The 25709-nt window shown below is 68.1% G+C and carries 28 protein-coding genes; 8 read left to right on the top strand and 20 right to left on the bottom strand.

The genetic code is table 11. From position 1 onward, the window contains the following. Positions 1 to 10: 10 nt before the first annotated feature. The 3 genes from ACI7YT_RS03680 to ACI7YT_RS03670 all read left to right on the top strand — a co-directional run bounded on the left by ACI7YT_RS03680 (position 11) and on the right by ACI7YT_RS03670 (position 2161). Positions 11 to 1051: an ATP-binding cassette domain-containing protein gene (locus ACI7YT_RS03680; protein ID WP_406249139.1), complete on the top strand. Its 1041-nt coding sequence runs from the start codon at positions 11 to 13 to the stop codon at positions 1049 to 1051. Beyond that, positions 1048 to 1827 carry an ABC transporter permease gene (locus tag ACI7YT_RS03675; RefSeq protein ID WP_406249138.1) on the top strand — a complete coding sequence of 260 codons (780 nt, stop codon included), beginning with the start codon at positions 1048 to 1050 and terminating at the stop codon, positions 1825 to 1827. The genes ACI7YT_RS03680 and ACI7YT_RS03675 overlap by 4 nt, the downstream gene beginning before the upstream one ends. A 61-nt stretch (positions 1828 to 1888) precedes the next feature. Then, the gene (locus ACI7YT_RS03670) at positions 1889 to 2161 is read left to right on the top strand and encodes a DUF4229 domain-containing protein (RefSeq protein WP_406249137.1); all 273 of its coding nucleotides are present in this window, start codon (positions 1889 to 1891) and stop codon (positions 2159 to 2161) included. Positions 2162 to 2189: 28 nt separating this feature from the next. Here ACI7YT_RS03670 and ACI7YT_RS03665 read toward each other — a convergent pair whose 3' ends face one another. The 4 genes from ACI7YT_RS03665 to ACI7YT_RS03650 are packed head-to-tail and all read right to left on the bottom strand — an operon-like array spanning position 2190 to position 4512. Further along, a complete protein-coding gene (locus ACI7YT_RS03665) occupies positions 2190 to 3143 on the bottom strand; it encodes a 1,4-dihydroxy-2-naphthoate polyprenyltransferase (RefSeq protein ID WP_406249136.1) in 954 nt (317 codons plus the stop codon). Positions 3144 to 3189: 46 nt separating this feature from the next. Next, positions 3190 to 3834, bottom strand: a complete 645-nt coding sequence (locus ACI7YT_RS03660) for a dihydrofolate reductase family protein (RefSeq protein WP_406249135.1) — start codon at positions 3832 to 3834, stop codon at positions 3190 to 3192. A gap of 11 nt (positions 3835 to 3845) precedes the next feature. Further along, positions 3846 to 4136 (bottom strand): DUF4287 domain-containing protein, encoded by a 291-nt coding sequence (locus tag ACI7YT_RS03655; protein WP_406249134.1) that lies wholly within the window; start codon positions 4134 to 4136, stop codon positions 3846 to 3848. A 13-nt stretch (positions 4137 to 4149) separates the two neighbouring features. Then, complete coding sequence (locus ACI7YT_RS03650; RefSeq protein WP_406249133.1) at positions 4150 to 4512, bottom strand: cupin domain-containing protein; 363 nt, start codon at positions 4510 to 4512, stop codon at positions 4150 to 4152. Between the two features lie 45 nt (positions 4513 to 4557). On the opposite strand from ACI7YT_RS03650, the gene ACI7YT_RS03645 reads away from it, so the two are divergent. Beyond that, complete coding sequence (locus ACI7YT_RS03645; RefSeq protein ID WP_406249132.1) at positions 4558 to 5583, top strand: DUF5937 family protein; 1026 nt, start codon at positions 4558 to 4560, stop codon at positions 5581 to 5583. Positions 5584 to 5587: 4 nt separating this feature from the next. Here the strand turns inward: ACI7YT_RS03645 and ACI7YT_RS03640 are convergent, their stop codons facing one another. Then, positions 5588 to 6037: an Lrp/AsnC family transcriptional regulator gene (locus ACI7YT_RS03640; RefSeq protein ID WP_406250485.1), complete on the bottom strand. Its 450-nt coding sequence runs from the start codon at positions 6035 to 6037 to the stop codon at positions 5588 to 5590. A 72-nt stretch (positions 6038 to 6109) separates the two neighbouring features. Here ACI7YT_RS03640 and ACI7YT_RS03635 point away from each other — a divergent pair, with 72 nt between their 5' ends. Both ACI7YT_RS03635 and ACI7YT_RS03630 read left to right on the top strand, forming a co-directional pair. Beyond that, on the top strand, positions 6110 to 7537 hold the full coding sequence (locus tag ACI7YT_RS03635; protein ID WP_406249131.1) for a DUF6421 family protein: 1428 nt from the start codon (positions 6110 to 6112) through the stop codon (positions 7535 to 7537). Positions 7538 to 7679: 142 nt separating this feature from the next. Beyond that, positions 7680 to 8318, top strand: a complete 639-nt coding sequence (locus ACI7YT_RS03630; RefSeq protein ID WP_406249130.1) for an SDR family oxidoreductase — start codon at positions 7680 to 7682, stop codon at positions 8316 to 8318. Between the two features lie 13 nt (positions 8319 to 8331). Here the strand turns inward: ACI7YT_RS03630 and ACI7YT_RS03625 are convergent, their stop codons facing one another. Continuing rightward, entirely contained in the window at positions 8332 to 9774 is a 1443-nt protein-coding gene (locus tag ACI7YT_RS03625) for an MFS transporter (protein ID WP_406249129.1), read from the bottom strand. Positions 9775 to 9822: 48 nt separating this feature from the next. Between ACI7YT_RS03625 and ACI7YT_RS03620 the strand changes: the two genes are divergently transcribed. Together ACI7YT_RS03620 and ACI7YT_RS03615 are read left to right on the top strand one after the other, a co-directional pair. After that, on the top strand, positions 9823 to 10890 hold the full coding sequence (locus tag ACI7YT_RS03620) for a threonine aldolase family protein (protein WP_406249128.1): 1068 nt from the start codon (positions 9823 to 9825) through the stop codon (positions 10888 to 10890). Continuing rightward, positions 10887 to 11627, top strand: coding sequence for a tyrosine-protein phosphatase (locus ACI7YT_RS03615; protein ID WP_406249127.1), 741 nt, complete (start codon positions 10887 to 10889; stop codon positions 11625 to 11627). The genes ACI7YT_RS03620 and ACI7YT_RS03615 overlap by 4 nt, the downstream gene beginning before the upstream one ends. Before the next feature lie 147 nt (positions 11628 to 11774). Here the strand turns inward: ACI7YT_RS03615 and ACI7YT_RS03610 are convergent, their stop codons facing one another. The 14 genes from ACI7YT_RS03610 to ACI7YT_RS03545 all read right to left on the bottom strand — a co-directional run bounded on the left by ACI7YT_RS03610 (position 11775) and on the right by ACI7YT_RS03545 (position 25679). Continuing rightward, the gene (locus tag ACI7YT_RS03610) at positions 11775 to 12194 is read right to left on the bottom strand and encodes a PIN domain-containing protein (protein WP_406249126.1); all 420 of its coding nucleotides are present in this window, start codon (positions 12192 to 12194) and stop codon (positions 11775 to 11777) included. Beyond that, positions 12191 to 12421: a type II toxin-antitoxin system VapB family antitoxin gene (vapB, locus tag ACI7YT_RS03605; RefSeq protein WP_406249125.1), complete on the bottom strand. Its 231-nt coding sequence runs from the start codon at positions 12419 to 12421 to the stop codon at positions 12191 to 12193. The genes ACI7YT_RS03610 and vapB overlap by 4 nt, the downstream gene beginning before the upstream one ends. A gap of 64 nt (positions 12422 to 12485) precedes the next feature. Beyond that, on the bottom strand, positions 12486 to 13745 hold the full coding sequence (locus ACI7YT_RS03600; RefSeq protein ID WP_406249124.1) for an endonuclease/exonuclease/phosphatase family protein: 1260 nt from the start codon (positions 13743 to 13745) through the stop codon (positions 12486 to 12488). A gap of 70 nt (positions 13746 to 13815) precedes the next feature. Next, positions 13816 to 14952, bottom strand: a complete 1137-nt coding sequence (locus ACI7YT_RS03595) for a hypothetical protein (RefSeq protein WP_406249123.1) — start codon at positions 14950 to 14952, stop codon at positions 13816 to 13818. A gap of 243 nt (positions 14953 to 15195) precedes the next feature. Beyond that, entirely contained in the window at positions 15196 to 16590 is a 1395-nt protein-coding gene (locus ACI7YT_RS03590; RefSeq protein WP_406249122.1) for an MFS transporter, read from the bottom strand. 159 nt (positions 16591 to 16749) lie between these two features. After that, positions 16750 to 17769 (bottom strand): NAD(P)-dependent oxidoreductase, encoded by a 1020-nt coding sequence (locus ACI7YT_RS03585; RefSeq protein WP_406249121.1) that lies wholly within the window; start codon positions 17767 to 17769, stop codon positions 16750 to 16752. Beyond that, the gene (locus tag ACI7YT_RS03580; protein ID WP_406249120.1) at positions 17769 to 19079 is read right to left on the bottom strand and encodes an MFS transporter; all 1311 of its coding nucleotides are present in this window, start codon (positions 19077 to 19079) and stop codon (positions 17769 to 17771) included. The genes ACI7YT_RS03585 and ACI7YT_RS03580 overlap by 1 nt, the downstream gene beginning before the upstream one ends. Before the next feature lie 49 nt (positions 19080 to 19128). Further along, positions 19129 to 19899, bottom strand: a complete 771-nt coding sequence (locus ACI7YT_RS03575) for an SDR family NAD(P)-dependent oxidoreductase (RefSeq protein WP_406249119.1) — start codon at positions 19897 to 19899, stop codon at positions 19129 to 19131. 11 nt (positions 19900 to 19910) lie between these two features. Continuing rightward, the gene (locus ACI7YT_RS03570) at positions 19911 to 20882 is read right to left on the bottom strand and encodes a 3-hydroxyacyl-CoA dehydrogenase family protein (RefSeq protein WP_406249118.1); all 972 of its coding nucleotides are present in this window, start codon (positions 20880 to 20882) and stop codon (positions 19911 to 19913) included. Between the two features lie 25 nt (positions 20883 to 20907). Beyond that, positions 20908 to 21849 carry a sugar phosphate isomerase/epimerase family protein gene (locus tag ACI7YT_RS03565; protein ID WP_406249117.1) on the bottom strand — a complete coding sequence of 314 codons (942 nt, stop codon included), beginning with the start codon at positions 21847 to 21849 and terminating at the stop codon, positions 20908 to 20910. A 167-nt stretch (positions 21850 to 22016) separates the two neighbouring features. Continuing rightward, the gene (locus ACI7YT_RS03560; RefSeq protein WP_406249116.1) at positions 22017 to 22730 is read right to left on the bottom strand and encodes a GntR family transcriptional regulator; all 714 of its coding nucleotides are present in this window, start codon (positions 22728 to 22730) and stop codon (positions 22017 to 22019) included. Positions 22731 to 22754: 24 nt separating this feature from the next. Then, complete coding sequence (locus ACI7YT_RS03555; RefSeq protein WP_406249115.1) at positions 22755 to 23498, bottom strand: triose-phosphate isomerase family protein; 744 nt, start codon at positions 23496 to 23498, stop codon at positions 22755 to 22757. Between the two features lie 2 nt (positions 23499 to 23500). Continuing rightward, positions 23501 to 23956 (bottom strand): ribose-5-phosphate isomerase, encoded by a 456-nt coding sequence (locus ACI7YT_RS03550; RefSeq protein WP_406249114.1) that lies wholly within the window; start codon positions 23954 to 23956, stop codon positions 23501 to 23503. A gap of 1 nt (position 23957) precedes the next feature. Then, positions 23958 to 25679: a dihydroxyacetone kinase family protein gene (locus tag ACI7YT_RS03545; protein ID WP_406249113.1), complete on the bottom strand. Its 1722-nt coding sequence runs from the start codon at positions 25677 to 25679 to the stop codon at positions 23958 to 23960. Positions 25680 to 25709: the final 30 nt, after the last annotated feature.

The following is a 25709-nucleotide window of genomic DNA, read 5'->3' as shown; positions in this document are numbered from 1 at the left end:
CTCTCGAGTCATGACTGACGAACACATCATCGAGACCGAGGGCCTCACCAAGGTCTTCACCGTCAAGAAGGCCGAGGTCGCGGCTGTCACCGACCTCACCTTCGCAGCGACCCGGGGCGAGCTCGTCGCCTTCCTCGGCCCCAACGGAGCGGGGAAATCGACCAGCCTCCGCATGCTCACCACGCTCATCCCGCCCACCTCCGGCACGGCACGCGTGGTCGGACACGATATCCGAGCGGATGCCGCTGGTGTACGAGCCCGGATCGGCTACGTCGGCCAGCTCACGAGCGGCAGCTTCGCCCAGCGCGTGCGCGACGAGCTGCTCAGTCAGGGCGCCTTCTACGGGATGACGCGGCGCGACAGCATCCGACGAGCGGACGAACTGATCGAATCGCTCGACCTGGGCGGGTTCGCGACCCGCACCGTGCAGCAGCTCAGCGGCGGGCAGAAGCGCCGGCTCGACATCGCGCTCGGGCTCATGCACGCTCCTCCCCTGCTCTTCCTCGACGAGCCGTCCACCGGCCTCGATCCGCAGAGTCGCGCGAACCTGTGGGAGCACATCCTCCAGCTGCGTCGCCAGCACGGCACGACCGTGTTCCTGACCACGCACTATCTCGAGGAGGCCGACCGCTACGCCGAGCGGGTCATGGTCATGGATCGCGGCCGCATCATCGCCGACGATCAGGCCGATGCTCTCAAGGCGACGCTCGCCGGCGACGTGCTGACGTTCGGGTTCGCGGACGCCTCTCAGGCCTCCGCAGCGCACCCGATCGTCGCGAAGCTCACCCCGCGCGAGGTCACCCGCGAAGGGACGTCCCTCTCGCTCGCGGTCCCGGACGGCGACCACCTGCTTCCCGTGATCGTGCGCGAGCTGGATGCCGCGGGGATCGCCGTCAGCCGCGCCACGGGCGTCCCGCCCACGCTCGACGACGTGTTCCTCGCGCTCACCGGGAGAACGCTGCGCGAAGCGGGCGAGGGAGACACCGGCGCGGCCGACGAAGCCGACACCGAATCCGCGGTCACCAACACGCAGACGGGAGTCCTCTCATGACCACCACCGACACGCTCGTCCGCGCGAACCTGCTGCGCGACACCCGCAACGTGCTCGTCCGCGAACTGCGCCCGACGCTGCGCGACCCGTTCACCCTGATCTTCAGTCTGCTGCAGCCGCTGGTGTTCCTCGGCCTGTTCGCGCCGCTGCTGATCGGCTCATCCGGACAGCCCGCCGGCGAGACGCTGCAGTGGTTCGTCCCAGGCGTCCTCGTGATGATCGTGCTGTTCGGCACCGGAGCGACCGGATCCAACCTGCAGTACGAGATGATGACCGGTTCGCACGAGCGCACGCTGGTCGCACCGCTCGGACGCTCGTCGCTGCTCATCGGACGCGCCCTGAAGGAGGTCGCGCCGATCGTGGTGCAGGCACTCATCATCGTGCTCATCGCGCTGCCGTTCGGCTTCACGATCAGCCCTCTCGGACTGCTCGCCGGCCTCGCCCTGCTCGCGGTCTTCGGCATCGGGCTCGGTTCGCTCTCCTACGCGCTCGCCCTCGGGACGAAGAATCGCGAATGGCTGTTCTGGGGCGTCCAGCAGTCGCTGATCTTCCCGCTGCTCATCCTGTCCGGCATGCTGCTGCCGTTGGACGAAGGCCCCGGCTGGATGCGCGCCGTCGCCGCGGTGAACCCCGTCAACTGGGTGGTCCAGGCCGAGCGGGCGCTGTTCGCCGGCGACTTCGGCGACACGTCCGTCGCATGGGGCTGGCTCTCCGGCGCCGCAGTCGCCGTCGTCGGGTTGATCGTCGGTATCCGCGCCATCCGTCGCAGCAGCTGATACGTCCTGTGCGGCATCCGACCTCCGGATGCCGCACAGGTGCGCCGCTTAGACTCGACGGGTGAAGATCCCGCCGCTCCTCGTGTACTCCGTGCTGCGCCTGCTGGCGTTCGTCGTCCCGCTCGCGATCATGTGGCTGTTCTTCCCGATCCTGCGGGAGTACTGGTGGCTCACCGCGATCTTCGCCGCGCTGATCGGAATGAGCATCTCGTTCCTGTTCCTGCGCAAGCCCCTGACGGACGCCTCGTCCGACATCCACCAGCGCCGCTCCGGTCAGAACCGGACGAGCACGGCCGCAGAGGATGCCGCGGCAGAGGACGCCGCCACCGACTGAGCCTCGGGGCGACCGGCAGGCCCCGGCGTCAGCCGACGAACGCCCAGTACAGCGCTCCCGCGTAGAGCAGCGCGGTGAGCGAGGTGAGCCCCAGCGCGATCACGAGCTCGCGGGCCTTGCGATAGCTCCACACGATGGCCAGCGCAGGCAGGCCCGCCAGCAGTGCGAGCAGAGCGAGCCACGAGATCGGGTACAGCAGGGCGATGAAGCTCGAGATCAGGAACGGCACGATCAGGAACAGCGTGTACAGCACCTGCGTCGCCCGCCGGCCGATCAGCACGGTCAGCGTGCGCTTGCCGACGACCCGGTCCTGATCGATGTCGCGCAGGTTGTTCGCGAGCAGCACGGCGCAGGCGAACAGTCCGGCCGCGATCGCGCCGAGCCAGGCCTCCTGCGGGAGGGCGAAGGCCTGCACCCATGTCGTTCCGAGCGTGGCGACGAGGCCGAAGAACACGAAGACGAAGACCTCGCCGAGCCCGAAGTACCCGTACGGGCGCTTACCGCCGGTGTAGAACCACGCCGCGACGATGCTCACGGCGCCGACCGCCAGCATCCACCACTGCTGCGTGCGGATCACGATCGCGAGACCTGACACTGCAGCGAGCGCGAAGAAGACGAGCGCGACGATCAGCACGTTCTTCGCCGGAACCCGGCCGGATGCCGTGAGGCGAGCGGGTCCGACGCGGTGCGCGTCCGTGCCGCGGATGCCGTCCGAGTAGTCGTTCGCGAAGTTCACGCCGATCTGCAGCAGGACCGCGACCGCGAGGCACGCCAGTGCGATGACCCAATGCAGGCGCGGGTCGACGATCTGTGCGGCGCCGGTGCCGATGACCACAGGGGCGACCGCGAGCGGAAGGGTTCGCAGGCGCGCGGCGCCGACCCAGTCGCCGAACGTGACCGGCGGCGCCTCGACGATGGGCCGGCGGGCCGGGTTGCCGCTGGTACGGGGGCGCTTCTTGGAAGATCGCTTGCTGGATGCCACGGGGGAATCATAGTGGGCGCGCTGATGGACCCCGTGGCGGCCGGCGTCAGCGCCGCTGGAACGTCACGTGCGTCACGCCGCTCTCTGCGACCTCGCTGCTGACGTCGTAGTCGCTCTCGAGTCCACGAAGATCGTCCCAGAGGCGGGTGCCCTGGCCGAGCACGATCGGGACGACGGCGACATGAAGCCGGTCGACGAGCCCGGCGGCGAGGAACTGCCGCACGACGTCGACACCCCCGCCGACGCGCACGTCGGCTTCTCCGGCCGCCTCGGTCGCCCGCCGGAGCACGTCGTCCGGTGCGGCATCCACGAAGTGGAACACCGTGCCGTTGTCGAACGCGATCGACGGCCGCGGGCTGTGCGTCAGCACGAAGACCGGGCAGGCGAACGGCGGTTCCTCGCCCCACCAGCCGCGCCATTCGGGGTCGTCGCCGTAGATGTGCAGGCCGAACATGCCCGCACCCATGACCTCGGCGCCGATGCCTTCGAAGTAGGCGGAGGCGTACTTCTCCTCCACGCCGGTCGTGCCGGCGCCGGACGAGTCGCCGAACACGCGCTGCTGCATCGTGCGGGTCGCCGTGTAGGCCGCGACGAGGCGCATCCAGTCCTTCCCGATCGGGTCCTCTGGAGTCTGGTCGGCAGTGGCCGCGAAGCCGTCGAGGGAGATGTTGAGATCGACGCGCACAGTCATGTCCGGTCCTTTCAGAGGTTCGGGTTGGTGTCTTTGCCGTCGAGCCACAGCGTGTCCGTGGCGTCGGCATGAGCGCCGTCGGTTCCGACGTGCTTGCTGCTGATCTGCGGCCCCTTCGTGATCACATGCACGAGCGCCATGCCGTAGCCGCGGGAGAGGTCGTAGTCGGCCTTGAGCCATTCGAGGATCGGCGTCGCCTTGGTGTCGGCGCCGAACCCCTTCTGCGTCGCGAGTTCGACGAACTGGCGCGGGGTGAGGCCGGTCTTCGTCTCGATGTTGTCGAGGTACGCCTGGAAGGACATGCGGGTCTCCTGTTCAGTCCTCGTCGAGGAACGTCTGGATCATGATGGCGGATGCGTGGATGCAGAGGATGCGCAGCACGCCGGTGCCGGCGTTCACGAATCCGTGCGGCACGTACGGCGCGACGGTCGCCGTATCTCCGGCGACCGCGTCGAAGCTCTCGCCTGCACGGGTGATGCGGGCGGTGCCCTCGAGGACGACCCAGGTCTCGGAGTAGGGATGCCAGTGCAGTCCCGGCCCCTCGCCGGGCTGGTTCTCGACGTAGAAGTACGACACGTCGGCGCCGTGCTCCTGCCCGACGAACTTGCGGCTGCGGCCACTGCCCATGCGGATATCCGCTGCGGCGACGACCCCTTCGGGAAGCGTTGTGCTGTTCATGGCTCCAGTCTCGACACTGCGCGGACAGCGTTCTAGAGTTTCGATGTGGATCGAAATACCCGTCCGGTCGAAGGCGTCGAGCACCCGGACCATCGCGTCGAGTTCCAGCTGAGCCCCGGCGACATCCAGGCTGTGCGCTTCGGCATCTCCCCCGGACACGAACTCGCTCACGCCGTTCGGGTCCTGCTGCGTCCGGCGCAGCATCCGCTGCAGTGGGGCTGGTTGCGTTCGGTGCGCGAGCGCCTCCCTCGGGACAGCTTCGCCCTGCTGGCCGCGGTCATCGGCGACGACGGCTACATGCCGGACTTCCTCACGGCCGCCCCGCGCTGGGACATGACTCCGGATGCCGAGGTCGACGCCCTGCGCACGGCAGCGCTCGAGCCGATGCGCGTCGACTTCGGGAAGATGGTGCTGCGCTCGCGGGGCTCCAGGCAGCAGGCGCTGCGCGATATGCAGGCGCATCCGATCCGCGCGCGGCGCATGATCGCCGATGCCTGGTCGGAGGTGTGGGAGGTGGCGCTCGCCCCGGTGTGGCCGCAGCTCGAGCGCATCCTGCGCGCCGACGTCGCCACGCGCTCGCGGACGATCGCGGCATCCGGGATCTCCGCCATGGCGGGCGAGCTGCACGAGCGGGTCAGCTGGGGCGACGGCGCGGTTCGGGTGCGGCTGCGCAAGCACAGCGAGCAGGTCGACTGCCGCGGCAGCGGGCTCGTCCTCGTGCCATCGGTCATGTCGTCGTGGGGATGCATGGTGCTCACCGAGCCACCGGCCCAGCCCACCCTGTTCTACCCGGCGCGGGGCGTCACGGCCGGGTGGGCACGGGATTCCGCCGAGACCGCCGAAGCGCTGGGCGCTCTGCTCGGGCCGGCGCGCGCCGACATCCTGCTCGCGGCCGAATCCGCCCGCACGACATCCCAGGTGGCCAGGGATGCCGGGATCGCCGTGTCGACGGCATCCCACCACCTCGGCATCCTGCGCGATGCCGGACTGATCACCAGCGAACGCGACGGGAATCGGATGCTGCATCTGCGCACGCCGCTCGGGGAGGCGATGGTGGGCGCGGTGCTCTGAACCGTTACTCGGCCGGGACGATCGGGCGGTGCTCGTAGAACGTCTGCAGGACGACCGTCGTGCGGGTGCTCACGTTGGCCGCCAGCCTGATGTCGCGCACGAGCTCTTCCAGGGCCCGCGGCGTCGGAACGCGCACGAACAGCATGTAGCTCGCCGCGCCGGCGATCGAGTGGCAGGCCTCGATCGCGGTGAGGTGCTCGAGCAGCTCGGGCGCGTTGTCCGGCTGAGCCGGATCGAGCGGGGTGATCTCGATGAAGGCGGAGAGCGGTTTGCCGACCTGTTCGGCGTCGATGAGCGCGCGGTAGCCGGTGATGACGCCGCGCGATTCGAGCCGTTTGAGACGCGACTGCACGGCGGACGTGCCCAGCCCCACCGCCTCGGACAGCTGCGCGAGCGTGGCGCGCGCATCGCGGGAGATCTCGGTGATGATCGCGCGGTCGACAGCATCTTCCATACATGGAAGAATATCGGTCATATCCGGCATTCACCGGAGATATTCCGTCAAACCTCAGAATCGGAGGTCCCGATGCCCACTCTTCCTGCTGCCAAGGCCATCATCGGCGAACCCGAGGTCGTCGAGGACGCTTCGATCGCTGAGACGAGTGCTGCGTGGGCGCAGCTGAAGCATGCGGCGATCGCGATCCGCGAACTGCAGATCAAGGACGGGTCGATCCCGGATGCCGCGCACCACCCCGCCGCGGGAGAGCACGTCGCCGCGATCGTCGCGGGGATCCGCGCCCTCTCCCCCGCCTTCCCGCACGATGCGGAGTATCTGAGCGCGTCGGTGGCGGACTTCCAGCGCTGGGCGGAATCCGGGTTCGGCGTGCCGGACTTCCTGGATTCCCTCGTCGCGTTCCAGCCGCAGCAGCACCGGGTCGACGGCATCCGTCATCTGGTCGTCTTCCCGATGTACACGCAGAACGGCTCGTCCGACCGGCTCGTCGAGGCGCTGATCGTGCAGGCGATCTGGCCGGACTTCATCGCCGAGCTCGAGGCGGGCGACTACGGCAACAAGCTGTTCGTCTCGCTCCGGCTCGTGGATTTCACGCCCGGGTACGACACGAATTCGGCGGTGCTGTTCCCCGAGACGGTCGCGATGCGGGAGATCCCGCCGTTCACGTGGGGCGCGATCTTCCAGGACCGCGAGGCCGCGCGCTACCGTCGCGTCGTGCGTGCGGCATCCGAGGTCACGAAGCTCGACCTGCCCGCCGAGGCGGCACGGATGCTCGACGATCAGGACCTCACCGAACAGACGTTCGTGATGTGGGACATCATCCACGACCGCACCCACATGCGCGGCGATCTGCCGTTCGACCCGTTCATGATCAAGCAGCGCATGCCCTTCTTCCTGTACTCGCTGGAGGAGCTGCGGTGCGATCTGACCGCGTTCCGGTCGTCGGTCGCGATTCAGGAGCGGCTGGCGGCGCGGGTCGGCTCGGGCGATGAGCTGTCGGATGCCGAGCAGCAGATGCTCGAGCACGCCGCGCTCGTGCAGTACGCGGTGATCTTCGACCGGATCTTCCGATTCGCGATCACCGGCTCGCGCGTGCGCAACTACGACGGTCTCGGCGGGCAGCTGCTGTTCGCCTGGCTGCACCAGCGCGGAGTCCTGCACTGGACCGACACGCAGCTCGCCTTCGACTGGGCCGAGGTTCCGGATGCCGTGATCGCGCTGGGATCTGCGATCGATGACCTGTACTGGCGCTCGATCGACCGCCCGAAGACCGCGCACTGGCTCGCCGCCTACGAACTGGTCAGCTCCGTGCTGACGCCGAACCCGGCATCCGTCTGGGCACGCGGCCTCTCGGATGAGGTGCTCTCCGGCCCGCCCAAGGGATACACGGACGCCGTGCTGGACGACGAGTTCCCCCTGTCGATGTTCTTCGAGGCGCTGGAGAAGAAGATGCGCGATGTGATCGCGTCGACGGCAGGAATCCGCGGGACGGACGACTGAGCGCGCTTGCGGCCACGCACGGATCTCGCAGAACAGCACTGATCTCGTAGGAAATCCGAGAGTTCCTGCGAGAAGGATGCCATTCTGCGAGATACCGGCCGCGCGGCGGAGCGAAGGCGGCACGGAGCGGGAGGAGCAGATCATGAGCGCAGCAGGACGCGTGGTGGTCGTCGCAGGGGCGACGAGCGAGACGGGCCTGGCGGTGACGCGGGCTCTGACGGATGCCGGGGCGCAGGTGATCGCGACCGGACGCTCCGCAGATCGGCTCGCGGCGCTGCGGGATGCCGGTGCGCAGGTCGAGGTGGCCGACGCGACCTCGCGGGAGGCGATGACGTCGCTGGCGGCGAAGATCGGTCCGGTGGACGGCGTGCTCCCTCTGGTCGGCGGATGGCGCGGCGGCGGCGGGCTCGCCGGGCAGAGCGACGCGGACTTCGACGCGCTCCTTCCCGCACTGCAGGCCGTACGCGCGACGAGCAGGGCATTCGATGACGCGCTCCGAACGTCGGATGCCGGACGCTTCGCGATCGTCTCCTCGACCGCCGTCGCGCGGCCATTGGTCGGCGGCGCGAACTACGCCGCGGTGAAGGCAGCGAGCGAGGCCTGGGCCCGGGCGGTCGCGCACGGCTTCGCGAAGGCGGCGCGGGATGCCGAGGAGCAGCTGCACGCGGCATCCGTCGTTTTCCGGGCGAAGAGCCTGGAACCGGATGCCCTGGCGGCGGCAGTGGTCGGCCTGTGGGATCAGGCTGCCGTGGACCTGAACGACACGGTCATCGAGATCTGAGGTCGCGAGGCGCTCAGCGGTCGTGATGCTCGGGGAACTCCGGTGGCATGCCGCGGACAGGCGGAGGCGCGTCCGGGGTGTGCGCCGCTTCGTCTCCTGCGTGTGCGGCCTCGGGTGACTCGGCGTCCGGCCCCACCTCCTGCTCTGGTGCCGCGGCGTACAGCTCGGTGAGCTTGCTGTACGAGCGGGTGAAGAACGCCAGCCCGCCGACGATGACCATGATGATCCCGGCGAACAGGCAGATGAGCGCGATGCCACGGGCATCGCCGTCGCCGAGCAGCCATCCCCACTGCCGCTGCCCTGGTGCGGTCTCCATGTACGGGATGACCCAGAACTCGGCGATCGGTGCGATGAGGAACGCCGTGATCGGCGCTGCAGCGGCCTCCATCGCCGCCGCGACGCCGAATACGCGGCCCTGCCGCTGATACGGGACGACCTTCTGGATCACGGTCTGCTCGGCGGCTTCCGCCGGCGGCACGAGCATCATGTAGAACCACATGCCGACGACGTACAGCGGCCACCACTCCCGCAGCATGAACACGGCTCCGAGCAGCCCCATCGCCATCACGACGAGCAGCAGCGTGCGCACCGGGCGCTTGCCGAGGCCGAACTTGGCCACGAGCGCGCCGCCGATGAGGAACCCGGTCGACGCGAACGCCAGTGCGAAGCCCCACACCTGAGCGCTGAAGAGCGTCAGGCCGTACGGATCCATCAGCGCCATGTAGACGCCGCCGATCAGGTTGTTGAACGTCGAGAAGATGATCAGCGCGAACAGGCCGGGCGCCAACCGGATGGCCCGCACGCTGCCGCGGAAGTCGAGCGCGCTCGAGGCATCCGGATCCGGGTGAGGCTCCTCCTCGGGGATCCGCACGAACAGCAGGTGCGCGAACGTCAGCCCCATCGCGACGATGGCGATCACGAGCGTCCACCCCATCCCGAGGAAGCCGATCGACAGTCCGGAGAACACGCTCGTCACCAGGAAGGCGAGCCCCTGGACCGTGCCGACGAGGCCGTTGGCGTTGGCGCGCTTGTCCTCTTCGATGAGAAGCGTCACGGTCGTCGACAGCGCGATGTTGCGCAGCTGCTCGATCACGCCGCCGAACAGGATGACGCCCGAGAACAGCCAGAACCACGGTCCGCCCAGGTTCAGCAGCTCGGACTCGGGCTGCCACATGTACAGCACACCGGCGACCCCGAATGCCACGGCAGAGATCACGCTCGACAGCACCATGACGGCGTGCTTGCGATGCCGGTCGACGATCGTGCCGAACACCATCGCGAAGATCGCGACGAACAGCATGTACGCGCCGCCGATGATCCCGGTGGCCAGCACGGACTGCGTCTCGATGTACACCCAGAAGGTCAGCGCGAACCACAGGAAGCTCGTCGTCACGTTCGCGATGAGCGTGTTGACGAGGACGTTCGCGAAGGCGCGTTTCGCAAGGGTGCGGTCCATGGCTCCGAGAGTAATCGCCACCACGGACATCCGACATAGGCTTGTCTGGTGAGCACCCTTCATGACCCCGCGATCCGGGGCTTCGCGTCGGACAACTACTCCGGCATCCACCCCGAGGTTCTCGCGGCCATCGCCGCCGCGAACGACGGACACCAGGTCGCCTACGGCGAGGACGTCTACACCGAGCGGCTTCAGGAGGTCTTCCGTTCGCACTTCGGTGCGGATGCCGAAGCCTTCCCGGTCTTCAACGGCACTGGTGCCAACGTCACCGGCCTGCAGTCGATGCTTCCGCGCTGGGGGGCGGTGATCTCGGCATCCACCGCCCATATCAACGTCGACGAGGGCGGCGCTCCGGAGCGGATCGGCGGATTCAAGCTGCTGACCGTCCCGACCGATGACGGCAAGCTCACCCCCGGACTCGTGGACCGAGAAGCCTGGGGGTGGGGCGATGAGCACCGCGCCCAGCCGCTCGTCGTGTCGATCACGCAGTCCACCGAGCTCGGCACGCTGTACACGCCGGACGAGATCCGCGCCCTGGCGGACCACGCGCACGAGCGAGGAATGAAGCTGCACCTGGACGGCGCGCGCATCTCGAACGCCGCAGCCGCACTCGACGCCCCCTTCGCGGCCTTCACGCGGGATGCCGGTGTCGACGTGCTGAGCTTCGGAGGCACCAAGAACGGCGCCATGCTCGGCGAGGCTGTGGTGGTGCTGAACCCCGAGACTTCGGCCGGACTCATCTACTCCCGCAAGTTCAACATGCAGCTCTCGTCGAAGATGCGCTTCGTGTCGGCGCAGCTGATCGCGCTGCTCGAGGGCGATCTCTGGCTGCGCAACGCGTCGCACTCGAACGCGATGGCCCAGCGGCTGCGCGGCGGAATCGAGGCAGGCCTCGCGGAGGGCTCGATCCGGGGCGTGGAGTTCACCCAGCCGACTCAGGCCAACGGCGTGTTCGCGACGCTGCCCGATGGCATCGCCGATCGCCTGCGCGAGTCGTTCCGCTTCTACGACTGGGATGCCGCGCGCAACGAGGTGCGCTGGATGTGCAGCTTCGACACCGCCGAGAGCGACGTCGACGCGTTCATCGCCGAGATCGGCCGGCTGACGACCGCGTGACCGACTGGGACGGCGCGTTCAACCTGCGCGATCTGGGCGGGATGCCGCTGATCGGCGGCGGGACGACCGTGCAGGGCCGCGTCTACCGATCCGGCAGGCCGGAGACGCTGACGGATGCCGGGTGGGCCGCCCTGCGCTCCGCCGACGTCCGCACGATCATCGATCTGCGCAACGAGCCGGAGCGGGCGCGGCGCGACGCGGATCCTGTGCTGTCCGACGACGCGGCGGCGGGCGTCTCGATCGTGCACGCGCCGACGGAGAACCCGGACGACGCCGAGTTCATGCGCGTCTGCGGCCCGTGGTTGGATCACCCGCGCTCGTACGCCGACAACACGCAGATGTACCCCGAGCGTTTCGCCGCCGTGTTCGCGGCGCTGGCGTCGGCAGAGGGCGGCGCGCTGTTCCATTGCGCCGGCGGACGTGATCGCACCGGCATGGTCGCCGCGATGCTGCTGACGCTCGCCGAGGTCGAGCGCGAAGCGATCCTGCTCGACTATGCCGCGGGGTTCCGTGAGGCCAGCCGACGCCATTCGCGCGATCTGCCCGCAATGCCGAACCCCAGCAAGGGCGGCTACGTCGAACCGAAGTTCAGCGACGACGAGATCGAGGAGCGCATCGCCGATCGGGTCGCCTCCCTCGACGCCTGGCTGTCCGATCTGGACGTGCGCGCCTACCTGCAGGATGCCGGCATGACGGCATCCGATATCGACGCGCTCGCGCGACGACTCCGGGACTGAACCTCCGCCCCGATCGGACGCCGCCCAGGTCGCACTTTCTGCTGCTTCGACGGCGTCGGACGTCGTTCCGGTCGCACTTTCTGCTGCTTCAACGGCGTCATGACGACAGAAAACGCGACCTGAATCGTCGAGCGCCTGTCAAGACGCTCAGCCCTCGGACGTCGGCAGCGACCAGTCCTCGACACGTAAGCCACGGACGCGCTCGAACTCCCTGACGTTGTTCGTCACCATCGTCAGGTCGGCCGCCAGAGCATGGCCGGCCAGCAGCAGATCGTAACCGCCGATCAGGGTTCCTGCGGCGACGAGGTCAGCACGAACCGTTCCCGATCGGCTGGCCGCGAGCGCGTCGAAGTCGAGAACGCTCAACCGGCTGAGCACCTCTTCCACAGCGATCCGGTTCCGCAGCGGGTCCGACGATCGGGATGCCCCATAGGCGAGCTCAGCGACCGAGATGGTGGAGACGTGCAACGCACCGTCGGTGTGCTCCATCCGTTCCACGATCTCCGGACGCTGACGTCGCAGCAGGAACACGAGGATGCTGGTGTCGAGCAGATACCCGGCGGTCACCAGTCCCGCTCCTGAGCCGCCGGCTCGTCGCGTTCGACGAGGAAGTCGTCGGTGACAGGCATCCCGTTCGTCCACCAGTCGCGCCAATCGCGGCGGACCGGAAGGATCACACGCACATCGCCGATGGCCCGGATCTCGACCTCGGTAACTGATTCGGGCAGCGCGACGTCCTTGGCAAGACGAACGGCCTGCGTCCTGTTGCTGCGGAAAACCGTCGTGCGAGACATCAGAGAGACCTCCTTGGATATACCGATTGTATATCCAAGGAGGTCTCCGGTGATGATCACCGGATCAGCGGCCGGGCTTCGCCCCCGGCACGTCGACGTCCGACCACACCAGACGGTGATCGCTCGACGGGAACGGGTAGACGCCCGTCAGCGCCGAGAGCGGATCGGCCTGCTCGGGCCAGAAGACCTCGGAGTCGACGATGCGGATCTGACGGCTGGGCAGCACGTAGTCGACCCGGATGTTCCCCGGCGGCTCCGAGAAGTCCGCGGTGTCCTGCGCGGCATCCCCGGTGTGCTCCGCGTTGATACCGGCCTGCAGGACGGACGCCTCGGCACCGCCCGCACTCGTCGGAACGGAGCGGGTGTTCACGGCCGGGTGCTCGAGCAGCTGGTCGATCGCACCCGCTGTCGAGTCGCCGTCGTTCGGGTCGGCGTTCTGGTCGCCGGCGATCACGAAGAGGTCTCCCCCGCGCAGCCCGCCTGACCGGCCGGCGTCATCGTAGATGTAGTCCGCGCCCGAGATGTAGTCGGCCCAGAACCGGATCTCGTCGTGGTTGCGCGTGCCGTTGCGGTCCTCAGGACCGTCGAAGGTCGGCGGCGTCGGGTGCGACACGAGGAAGTGCACGGTCTTGTTCTTCGACACCTGCACCGGGACATCCCAGTGCGACTTGCTGGACAGCGGGAAGGCGGCGAGCTCCTCCTCCGAGTAGAAGTCCGCCGGCGCGGGCGTCGACGGGTCGTCCGGCAGCAGCGCACCAGGCATGTCGGCCCAGCGGAAGTTCTGGAAGGTGCGCACGGCCTCTTCATCGATCGGGAACTTCGAATACACCGCCATGCCGTACTGGCCGGGGAAGAGTCCGAAGCCCCACGCGTCGTCGCCTCCGGCCACCTGGCCGTTGTTGTTGAGGTCGAATCCACTCGGAACGCCGGTGTTGACCGGTGCCGTGTAGCGGTAGGGATACGTGACAGCCTCGGCATCGCCGTGCGGCACCGAGAGGTAGTTGTCCTGGAAGAGCCGCAGCGCCTCGCCCTCGGCGTCGTAGTCGAACTCGTTGATCAGCAGCACGTCCGGCTTCGCGCGCTGGATGATCTCGGCGACGGCATCCGCCTGCGCGTTGCCCGGCTTCGACAGGTCGCTGACCAGCTGGCCTTCGACGCCGCGATTCAGGGAGGCGTTGAAGGTCGCGAACCGCGCATCGGTGCGCGACCCCTTCGAATCGGATGCCGCGGGCGGGGCGGCGAGGGCCGGGGCGGCTGCGCCGCCCACGAGGATGAGGGCGGCGGCGATGCCCACCGCTCCGAGGCGACGTCGTGTTGTGCTCATGCGAGCACGCTACCGATGACCGGTGACATCCGGGTGAACGATGCGCCGGGCAGAGAAGACGAGGGAACTGCTACAGCTTCGACTTGCGGTAGCCCGCGGCGACGGCGGCTGCCTCGGTGCGGAAGCACTCCTCGGGACGGGTCCTCTCGTAGTAGCGTCCGGACGGCACATGGTAGATCCCCGAGTCGGCGTTCCCCTTGATGGGCGCCCAGGACGGGCAGTCCCAGTCGGTTACAGGGACTGTGCGGTTCGGGTAGTACACCTTGCCGGTTGCCGTCGACGTCTTCGTCGCCGCAACGTATCCCGGCTTGGAGCCCGTCACCTTCACGGTGATCGTCTTGCCGACGAGGGCGCTGGAGAGTGCGAGGGTCGAAGCAGTGGCCTTCGTGATGGCCGTACCGCTCGCATACCACTGGAACTTCAGCGCGGTGCCGGCCGTCCACGTGCCCGACACAGCGGTGAGCTTGCCACCGACAGCCGCGATGCCGGAGATCCTGGGGACCGGCGCGGTCAGGATGCCGAGCACAGCCGCCGTCGCCTTCGATGTCCGTGTGGTCTTGGCGTATCCGGTCTTGGCCCCGGTGACGGCCACCGTGATCGTCTTGCCGGCAGCCGAGGTGGGAACTGTGAAGGTCGAGGCCGTGCCCTTGGACACCGCCGCACCGGCGATGTACCACTGATAGGTGAGAACAGAGCCGGTCGTCCAGGTGCCGGTCTTGGCGGTGAGCTTCTGTCCGACCCTGAGTGTGCCGGTGACCGCCGGCACCGCCGAGGTCAGCAGGCGCAGGACCGCAGAAGTCGCCGCAGAGGTCTTCGATGCCGTGGCGAAGCCGGATTTCGCACCGGTCACCCTCACGGAGATCCTCTTACCCGCCAAGGACGCGGTGAGCGCCAGCGTCGATACAGACGCATTCGCGATGGGTGCACCGTCTGCAAGCCATTGGTACTTGAACGACGTGCCGGCGGTCCAGGTTCCCGGCGATGCTTTCAGGACCTGACCGACCGTAGGAGTCCCGGTGATCTTCGGAGTGCCGACGACCAGAGCCGTCGCCGAGACGACCAGACCCGTCTGCGGCGTGGAGGCAACGGCCAGCGCGCTCGACGCCGTCGCCGGCGATGCCGACAGCAGCATCGACGAGATCAGAACAGCGCCGGCCATCACACCGGCGATGGCGCGCAGCGGGCGCACGGCAACAGCATTCCCCATGGGTTCCCCTTCAGTGGGCGGACCACCGAATCGGAACGCCTTCGATATGAATACACGCAAACGGGCACCGCGACCAAGTCGTCTGCTCATTGTGACCGAAGCGTCCCTGTCGTGTCGCTCGGGATGGCGCACCACCAGAAGACAATCGGTCCGCCTCCTCCGTCTTCTCGTAGCCCGCCTGGACGAGACAAAGGCGGGACGCGAGTCATCCGACGCGCGTCCCGCCTCCGTTCGGCGTTCGGGTCAGTGCCCCGGAACAGCTTCCTCCACCAGCAGCGCGTCGGCCTTCGCGCTGAAGTAGCGCGTGGCCCACATGAGGATCGCGCCGAGGAACGCGAACACGCCGAGCGAGACGACGCCCCAAGCCCCGCTGTCGGTGGGGATCGACTCGTTCACACCGGTGCGCATGATCGGGGCGACGAACCCTCCCAGGTTGCCGAGCGAGTTGATGAGGCCGATGCCGGTCGCGGCCGCCGCTCCGGTGAGGAACGACGTCGGGAACGACCAGGTGATGGGGCCCGTCGAGAGGAACGCGGCCACGGCGACCGTGATCGCCACGATGCCGAGCAAGCTCTGCCCGTTGGCGCCGGCCCAGGCAGACACGAGGATCGCGATCCCGGTGATGAAGAAGAACAGCGTCCCCCAGTTGCGGCGGCGCCGGACCGACGTGGCGAACTTGCCGACGTAGTAGCACGCGAACAGACCCACCGCCCACGGGATGGCCGAGACGAGACCGACCTGCCAGCCGACATCCTGGCCGATGAGGCCGGACACCTGCTGCGGCAGGTAGAACGTCGTGCCATAGACGGCGATCTGCAGGCAGAAGTAGATGGCGGTGAAGTACCAGACCTTCCAGCTGATCAGCGCAGCGCCGATACCCCGTGGCCCATCGGATTCCTTGACGGTGTTCTCGTGGTCCATCACGTCCTTGAGCGCGGACTTCTCGTCATCCGTGAGGAACTTCGCCTTCTGCGGCGAATCGACCAGGAAGAAGAACGCGGCGATACCCGCAGCGACGGCCATCATGCCCTCGACGAAGAACATCACCTGCCATCCGGCCCACGGCGTGACCTGCTCGCCGAAGCTGATCAGCCCGCCGGACAGCGGGGCGCCGAGCATCTGCGAGAACGGCTGCGCCAAATAGAAAAGGGCGAACATCTGCACGCGGCGCTTGTTCGGGAACCACTGCGCCAGGAACATGATCACACCGGGGAAGAGTCCGGCTTCGGTGACCCCGAGCAGGAAGCGCAGGATGATGAACATCGTCTCGCCGTTCACGAAGGCGAACAGCGACGCGACGATGCCCCAGGTGATGGCGATGCGTGCAAGCCAGAAGCGGGCACCGAACTTGTCGAGCAACAGGTTCGACGGGATCTCGAACAGCGCGTAGCCGATGAAGAAGATACCGGCACCGAGCGCGTACGCACCGGCGGAGATGCCGCGATCGACCTCCATGGCGGCTTCGGCGAAGCCGACGTTCGTGCGATCCAGGAACGCGACGAAGTAGAGGATGATCAGCATCGGCATGAGGCGGAACGTCGCCTTGCGGATGCCGCTGGCGAGGTGCGGGCTGTTGAGCAGGCCCTGCGCGACCGTGACGTTCGCGCGGGTCGTCTCGCCGAATTCGGATGAGGACACGATGACTCTCCTTTGAGCAGTCGGGGTGTACGGATGGGTGTGGTGCGGAGCGTCAGCTTCCCAGCGCCGGGACGATCATGATGAGGCCGACGGCCACGCAGATCAGCCCGAGCACGAGGAAGGCGATGCGGCCCTTGGACCAGGAACGGGTCATGGATTTCACCTCCCCGAGACCGCGGCGAGCTCACGCCACCGCTCGTGATCGAGGGCGCGAGGGTTCAGGACCGTCGCCGGAACACCACCGCGTGACGCCGTGATCATCGCCTCGTTGGCGCTGGTGACGACGGCCCGGGTATAGTCGGCCGTCCAGCACAGCGCATGAGGTGCGAGCGTCACGTTCTCGAGGTGCAGCAGCGGATCGTCGGCCGCGGGAGGCTCTGGATCGAACACATCGAGCCCAGCGGCCCGGATGGTGCCGTTCTGCAGCGCCATCGTCAGCGCCTTCTGATCGATCAGGGCGCCACGGCCGACGTTGACGATCGCGGCGCTGGGCTTCATCTTCGCCAGTTCGGCGGGGCCGATCATTCCCTTGGTCGACGCATTCAGCGAGGCGCACAGCACGACGACATCCGCCGTCAGGCCTTCGTCCAGCGGGACGATCGGGATGCCGAGGCGATCCGCGTCCGGACTCGATCCGCGCCTATTGACGCCGACGACGCTGAACCCTGCGCCCAGCAGCATTGAGGCCAGTTCGGCGCCGACGCTGCCGAAGCCGACGATCGCCACCGTCGAGCCGTCGGTCGCCGTTCCGCGCCAGCGGCCGCGGTCCTCCCACCGATCGTCCACGACGATCGAGTGCTTCTGGACGAGGTTGTGCGTCACAGCCAGCACGAGCGTCAGCGCGGCGAGAGCCAGCGGGCGTCGGATGGCATCCGGAGTGTTGGTCACGATCACGCCCGCATCGCTGCAGGCATCCAGATCGATGGTGTCGTAGCCGGCACCGAAGCGGGCGATGTGCCGCAGGCGCGGCGCCGACGCGAGAACCGCCGCGTCGAAGCCACGGTGGCCGAGCGAATACACCGCGTCGAGATCCGCGAGGTCATCATCCGAATCCGGATGCGCGTCGATGACCGACCATACGATTCCGGCGGCCTCCAGTTCGCCGAGCGCGAGGTCACCGTGGACGCTGGAACCGTCCGGTTCGATCGCGTCGTTCGTGATTCCGATGCGATAGGACATCAGGACTCCTTCGTCTCGGCCGTCATCGGTCGACGCACCAGCACCGTGTAGGCGACGGCGGCGAGTGCGGCGATGATCCCGCCGATGATGAACGACGGCGCGTACGAACCGGTCGCGTCCGCGATGATTCCCGTGAGCAGCGGGGCGAACGCTCCACCGAAGTAGCCGCCGAAATTCTGAATGGCGCCGACCGACGCCACCTGGGACGCGTTGACGATGTCGCCGGGCATCGCCCACGCCGCGGCTTGCATCGTGGCGACGAACCCGAGCGCAACCGTCATCACGATCATGGCGAGAGTGAGGTCTGCGACCATCGGAATCAGGCAGATCAGCACGCCGGCGACGACCGCCGCGACCGACATGACACGACGCTTCGCCGTCAGCGGATCCACGCCAGAGCTCTTCGTGTATCGCGTCATGACCCAGCCGCCGGTGATTCCGAGAATCGCCGCCCCGACGTAGGGCACCGCAGCGAGCCATCCCGAGCCTGCGATCGTGACACCGCGCTCCTCCTGCAGGTACAGCGGAAGGAAGACGATGAAGATGTTCCAGATCCAGATGACGCAGAAGAATCCCGCCATCATGCCCCAGATCTGGCGGTGCGCGAACAGCCGCAGCCACGGGACCTTCGCCGCACCCGTGTCCTGCTTCTGCTCTTCGGTGCGGATGAGCTCCAGCTCCTCGTCCGAGATGCTCGGGTGCATGTCGGGACGACGGTAGAAGATGTAGAACGCGACCGCGAGAATCAGACCGAGCACCCCGAGGAAGACGAAGATCGCGTGCCATCCGAAGCCGAGCAGGATGCCGGTCAGAATCGGCGGTGCGATCGCCGGACCCCACTTGGACCCGGAGTCCCAGATGGCGGTCGCCTGGCCGCGCTCCGAGCGCGGGAACCAGTCGGCGGTCAGTCGCGCGCTTGCCGGACCGTTCGGCGCTTCGGCCGCCCCCAGCAGGAACCGGAACGTGATGAAATGCCACATGGTGGAGCCCACAGCCATGAGCCCGGTCGCGATGGACCACCCGGCGATAGCGAGGAAGTACATGCGCCGTGCACCGAGCTTGTCCACCAGCCATCCCGCGGGCAGTTGGGCGAACGCGTACGTCCAACTGAACACGGTGCCCAGCAGACCGATATCGGTGCGAGTGAGGCCGAGCTCCTCGATCAGCGCAGGCGCTGCGATGGAGATCGCACTGCGATCCATGTAATTGAGGATGCCGGCGGCCAATGCCCACCCGAGAATCCACCACCGCAGATTCTTGATCGTGCGCCGCGTGGCGGTTTCCTTCACCGGTGCGGTTGCCTGACTCATGTCACTCCTTTGTGCGAGTTTGTGCGAGATCGGTCGACGCTGCTGTGCGTCAGTGCATGTAGAGGCCGCCGTCGACGTTCAGGGTCTGACCCGTCACGAATCCGGCATCCTCACTGATCAGGTAGGCCACAGCGGCGGCGATGTCCGTCGGGGTGCCGATCCGCGGCAGCACGCCGTCGGCGGCCATGGCGGTCTTGCGCTCCTCGGAGAGCGTGCCGCCCATGATGTCCGTGTCGATCGGACCCGGAGAGATGACGTTGGCCGTCACGCCCACAGGGCCCAGCTCGCGGGCGATCGAGCGCATCAGACCGATGACGGCCGCCTTGGATGCCGAGTACGGCGTCTTGGAGTATGTGCCGCCGCCACGCTGGGCGGACACCGAGGAGATGCCCACCAGGCGGCCGACGCCGTTCTCGGCGAGCGTGCGGGCGACGCGCTGCGTGATCCAGTGCACACCGTCGAGGTTGATCGACTCGACGCGGAACCACTCCTCAGGCGTGACGTCGAGGTAGGGCACCGGCGACGAGACGCCGGCGAAGTTCACCAGCGCGACGATCTGGGGCAGCTGCGCCTCGAGCGCGTCGACGGCGGCGACGGCCGCCTCGCGGTCGGCGACGTTCGCGCCGACGCCGGCGGCGCGCACGCCGTGCTTCTCGGCGACCTCGGCCGCAGTGCGGGCAGCAGCCTCTCCGTCGACGTCGATGATGCCGATGCTCCAGCCGCGCTCGGCGAGGTAGAACGCGGTCGCACGGCCGATGCCGCGAGGGCTGGCGGCACCGGTCAGGATCGCGGTGCGCTCTGCGGGGAATCCAGTTGCCATCTTCAGGTCCTTCAACTCTGTGCGGGGTGGATCGGGGCGGGGCCGAGTTCGTCGACGAGCTTCTTCATCGCGACGTAGGCCTTGTTGCGGTAGGCGATCAGCTCGGGCGTACGGTCGGCCGGGACATCGAGGAAACCCGCGCCCGACTTCGTGCCGAGCTTGCCCGCCTCGACGAGGTCGGCGAGCGCCTTCGGCGTGGCGAAGCGCTCAGGGAACTCGGTCTGCAGCGAGGCATAGCAGAACGCGTAGACGTCGAGTCCCGCCATGTCGGCGATCGCGAACGGGCCGAAGAACGGCAGACGGAAGCCGAACGTGGTCCGCACGATCGTGTCGATGTCCTCGGGGCTCGCGACGCCCTCCTCGACGAGCTGGGTAGCCTCGTGGAACAGCGCGTACTGCAGGCGGTTGAGGACGAAGCCGGTGGCGTCCTTGACGCGTGCGGTCTCCTTGCCGGTGGCCGCGACGATCTGCTCGACGACCGGCAGGATCTCGGCATCCGTCCCGCTGTGCGGGATGAGCTCGACACCCGGGATGAACGGCGCAGGGTTGGAGAAGTGCACGCCCAGGAAGCGCTCCGGGTGGGAGACGGCCTCGGCCAGCTTGCCGATGAGGATGGTCGAGGTGTTGCTGCCGATGATGGCGTCCGGTGCCGCAGCCTCAGAGATGCGGCGCAGCGTCGCGTGCTTGATCTCGATCTTCTCCGGCACGGCCTCTTCGATGAAGGAGGCGCCGGCCACGGCATCCTCGATCGTCGCAGCGGTCAGGCGCTCGGCGATGATGGCCGACGCGTCTGCGGGGAAGAGTCCGTCGGCGGCGAACTGCGCGGCTTCGGTGATGAGGCGCTCGCGGTTGCCGCGGGCGATCTCGATGTCGACGTCGGCGATGCGGACGTCGGCACCGGACAGCGCGAGCGACTGGGCGATGCCGCCACCCATGTATCCGCTGCCGATGACGGCGTAGACGGGGCGTTCCTGGTCAGTCATGTCAATCGTCTCCTGGGTGAATCGTTCAGACGGCGTCCGGAAGGAGCGTCCGCAGGTAGTCGCGGTTCGTGGCGCAGACGCCGAGGCTGTCGCCGCCGTACTGCTCCATGAGGAACGGACCGCGGAACCCGACCTCGATCGCATGGGCGACCATGGCGCGGTAGTTGATGAGGCCGAGTTCCATGCTGGTGGGCACTGAAGTCGCCCAGCTGCGGTCGGCCGATTCGTCGCGGGTGTAGTTCTTGACGTGCCAGTAGTTGGCGTACGGCAGCGTCTTCTCGTGCATCTCGCGCCAGTCCTCGATCGGACGGTGCAGACGGATGAGGTTGGCGATGTCGGGGTTGAGTCCGACGTTGTCGAGTCCGATCTCCTCGATCAGGCGGACGGCGCTGTCGGCGGTGCCGAGGTAGGTGTCCTCGTACATCTCGAGCGACATCGGCAGGCCGACGGATGCCGCGTGCTCGCCGAGCTCCCGCAGTCGCTTGACCGCCAGGGCACGGGTGTCGGCGTCGTCGGGGTCGACCGGTCCCTGCGCTGTCCAGAACCACAGCGCCTTGCGCTGCGCCTCCGTGAACGGCTGGTGCAGGCCGGTGGAGAAGACCTGCATGCCGAGCTCGGCGGCCGCGTCGATCGCCCGGTGCGCGTAGGCGAGGTTCTCCTCGCCCTTGCCCGGCTCGATGACGCTCTGACGCTGCACGTGCACGGAGATGAGCTGGATGCCGTGGCTGCCGGCGATCGTCTTCAGCTCGTTCCGGCGTTCATCGGTCAGCTCGGAGGGGCGGATGTGGCTGTCGGCGATCTCGACCGCGGTGAACCCGAGGCGCTCGATCTGTCCGAAGACGCCGTCCCACGTCTCGGCGGACGCGTCATGAAGGCGGGTCCCGTCGGGGGCGGTGGGGCTGAACCCGTGCATGCAGACGGCGATGGGCCAGTTCGCACTGGTGAGGGGCTGCGACGTTGCGGTCATGACGACTCCGTTGACGATCCTGTTGCCGACATCCTGTCGGTATTCATAGATCCTATAGGAAATAGTCGTGAGCGCAAGCGTCGATCTCGAGCGGACGCTGCTCGGCGGTGATCGCGGGTTTCGACTCGTCGCTCGACGAGCGAGGGGGCATCGCTCGAGCGAGAGCCTCAGGACTGCTCGAGATCGAGCGAACGGGACCTGACCTGCTCGATGTGGCGGCGCATCAGCTCTTCCGGCGCATCAGGGTCACCGCTCCCGAACGCGTCGACGATGGCCTCGTGTTCGGCGATCGCCTCGCGCACGTCGGTCACACCGTGCTCGGCGGACTGCCGCATCCGATGCAGCTGGGCACCCAGCGACTCGGACATCTCGGTCAGGTAGCGGTTGCCGCAGTGCGCGAACACGACCCGGTGGAACGCGGCATCGGCGGTGAAGTAGGCGGTCGTGAGTTCGACGTCCGTCGTGGCGGCGCGCATCGCCGTGATCACCTGCTCGCCGATGCGTCGGTGCGTCTCCTCGGCGACGCGCAGCTCGTCGAGCATCTCCTCGGTCGCCGGCGTCGCCAGACGCGCCGCGCGGGACTCCAGCATGATGCGCGCCTCGAAGAGCTCCTGCAGCTGGGCGAGGCCGAGAGGCGGTGCCACCCGATACCCCTTGAGCGCTTCGCGGGTCACGAGTCCGGTGCGCTCGAGCTGCACCATCGCCTCGCGCACGGGCGTCGGCGAGACGTTGAGCTGACGCGCGATCGTGTCGATCGAGAGCCGGGCCCCTGGCGCCGCCTCGCCGCTCAGCAGCAGCTGCAGGATGCGTTCGTAGACGTGATCGCGCAGGCCACGGCGCTCGATCGTGCTCTCGAGTCCGAGCAGTCCCCCGTCAGTCATCGTCTTCTCCCTCATGAACGGCGATCACGCCGTCAGTGATCCCACTTCATCGAGAATGTCACGAACCGCGGCTGGTTCGTGCGCGAACCGGCCGAGGAACAGCCCGTCGACACTGTCCGCGATCTGCGTGAGGAGCCCAGGCCCCGCACTGCCGCCGTAGATCACCGACACCTCCGCACCCGATTCAGCGCGCAGCGCGCTGCAGACGCCGCGGATGTGATCCGGTTCCGCGGGGGCCGGGGCGCCGATGGCCCACAGCGGCTCGTAGGCGATCACGAGCGGGCCGGCGACCCCGGCATCCGATGCGTCCGACAGTGCGGAACGGATCTGCGCGAGACAGACCTCTGCCGCAGTATCCGGCGCCATCCGGTCGACCTCGCCGACGCACAGGATCGGCGTGAGGCCGTTGCGCAGCGCCGCGTGCGTCTTGGCGGCGACGACCTCGTCGGTGTCGCCGAACATCCGTCGCCGTTCGGCGTGACCGATCTCCACGAAGCGGCAGCCGAGCTCGGCCAGCACGGCCGCCGAGACCTCGCCGGTGTACGCGCCGGCGTCTTCGGTCGCGACGTCCTGCGCGCCGACGGCGAGCGCGCCGCCGCGCTCGAGCGCCGCCGGAATCGACGGATACTGCGGGATCACGAACGCCGTCACGGCATCGCCGGCCGGATGCTCGGCGAGGATCTCGGCGACGTCCGAGACCCATGCCACCGTTCGGGCGTGCGAGAAGTACATCTTCAGGCTCGCGCCGATGAGCATCCGGTCCGCCATGATCAGCGTGCTTCGTATGCGCAGATCTCGTCGACCTTCTCGGCCGAGGCGCTCTGCGGGTCGAACGTGTAGGTCAGCCACTCGGACGCCAGGCGCCGGGCGAGCTCGATCCCGACCACGCGCTGCCCCATGCACAGCACCTGCGCGTCGTTGGAGAGCACCGAGCGCTCCACGCTGAACGAGTCGTGCGCCGTCACAGCGCGGATGCCCTGCACCTTGTTCGCCGCGATCGCGACGCCGAGCCCCGTGCCGCAGATGAGGATCGCACGATCCGCGTCACCGGCGGCCACCTTCTCGGCCGCCGTGGTCGCGATCGTCGGGTAGTTCGTGTGCCCGTCCGCGTCGACGCCCACGTCGACGACGTCGGCGACGAGCGGGTTGTTCAGCAGGTCTGCCTTGATGCGCTCCTTGTACTCGAAGCCCGCATCGTCGCAGCCGATCACCAGTCGAAGTGCCATATCAATCATTCCCCTTCAGGATGTCGAGAACCGTGTGTGCGATGAGCGCGAACGAGACCGCGCCCGGGTCGGGGGTGCCGAGGCTCTTGTCGCCGTGCGACCGCGCCCGGCCGAGCTTGGCGGTCAGGTTCGCGGTGGCCTCTGCCGCCTCGGTGGCCAGCTTCGCGGCATCCGCCCAGGCTGCGACGAGTTCGTCACCGGCATCCAGCCGCTCGTTCAGCCGATCAGCGAACGGGACGATCGCATCGATCATCGTCTTGTCGCCGACGGCCGCCTTGCCGAAGGACATCACGGCGTCCTTCATGCGCGCGACACCGGATCCGACGGCATCCGCGTCGACGTCGGCGTCGTCACCGAGCGCCGTGCCGAGAGCGACGAGCATCTCGCCCCAGATCGCGCCGGAGGTGCCGCCGCCCTTGTCGGCCCAGGCGTCGCCCGCATGATGCAGAGTCGTGCGGGCACCGGCGCCTCCTGCGACGGCCTCCTCGGCCGCTGCAGCCGCGGCCTTGCTGCCGCGCTGCATGCCGATGCCGTGGTCCCCGTCGCCCGCGATCCGGTCGATGCGTCCGAGCTCTTCCGCCTCGGCATCCAGCATCGCGGCCATCGCGGTGAGCGCACGACCGACCGTCTGCGCGGCGCGCTTCGATTCGTCGGATGCCGCACCGATGACGAACTCCTCCTCTTCGGACGCGACCGTTTCGACCGCGACACGACCCTCGACCGCGCCGCGACGGAACGCCGGGGTGTCGCACGGCGCGAGCCAGAGCTCTTCGAGTTCATCGTCGAGCCAGAGCAGCGTCAGCGAGACGCCGGCCATGTCGAAGCTCGTGCAGAACTCCCCGACCTCGGGTGAGACGACCGCGATGCCGGCCTCGGCGAGCAGGCGGTCGACCTCGGCGTAGACGACGTAGAGCTCCTCGTACTTGACGCTGCCCAGGCCGTTCAGGATCGGCACGACGCGGGCGTCCTCGCGGGCGACGCCGTCGGGGATCTCCTCGAGCAGGGACTCGACGAACAGCTGGGCGAGACCAGCGGCCGTCGGCACGTCGACCTCGTCGATGCCCGGCTCGCCGTGGATGCCGAGACCCACCGCCATGCGGCCCTCCGGCACGGTGAACAGGGGCTCATCGGCACCGGGAAGCGTGCAGCCGCTGAACGCGACGCCGAGCGATCGGGTACGGTCGTTCGCCGCGATCGCGAGGCGTTCGACGTCATCGAGGTCGTGGCCGGCTTCGGCTGCGGCACCCGCGATCTTGAAGACGACGAGGTCGCCGGCGATTCCGCGGCGCTTCTCCCGCTCGGATGCCGGGGCGCTCGAGATGTCGTCGGTCACCGTGACCGTGCGGCAGTCGACGCCTGCCGCACGCAGACGCTCCTGCGCCTGCGTGAAATGCAGCACGTCACCGGCGTAGTTGCCGTAGCTGAGCAGCACGCCGCGCCCCTCGTGCGCGGCCGTGGCGACCGAGTGCACCTGATGAGCGGAGGGCGAGGCGAAGAGGTTGCCCATCACGGCGCCGTGGGCGAGGCCGGGGCCGACGAGGCCGGCGAAGGCGGGATAGTGACCGCTGCCGCCGCCGATCACGACGGAGACGGTGGGCTCGGCGCCCCGCGTCGAGCGGACCACGCCGCCGTTCGTCGGGCGAACCCACCGGGCGCTCGCGGCGACGAACCCCACCACGGAATCGGCGGCGAAGTCGTCCGGGTCGTTGAACAGGCGCGTCATTGCGATCTCCTTAGAGCAGCTGAGGAGACG

The organism is Microbacterium sp. M (genome assembly GCF_045181065.1).
GTDB lineage: Bacteria > Actinomycetota > Actinomycetes > Actinomycetales > Microbacteriaceae > Microbacterium.
Note: the sequence above shows the minus strand (reverse complement) of the source record. Positions and strands in the feature narration are given on the sequence as shown.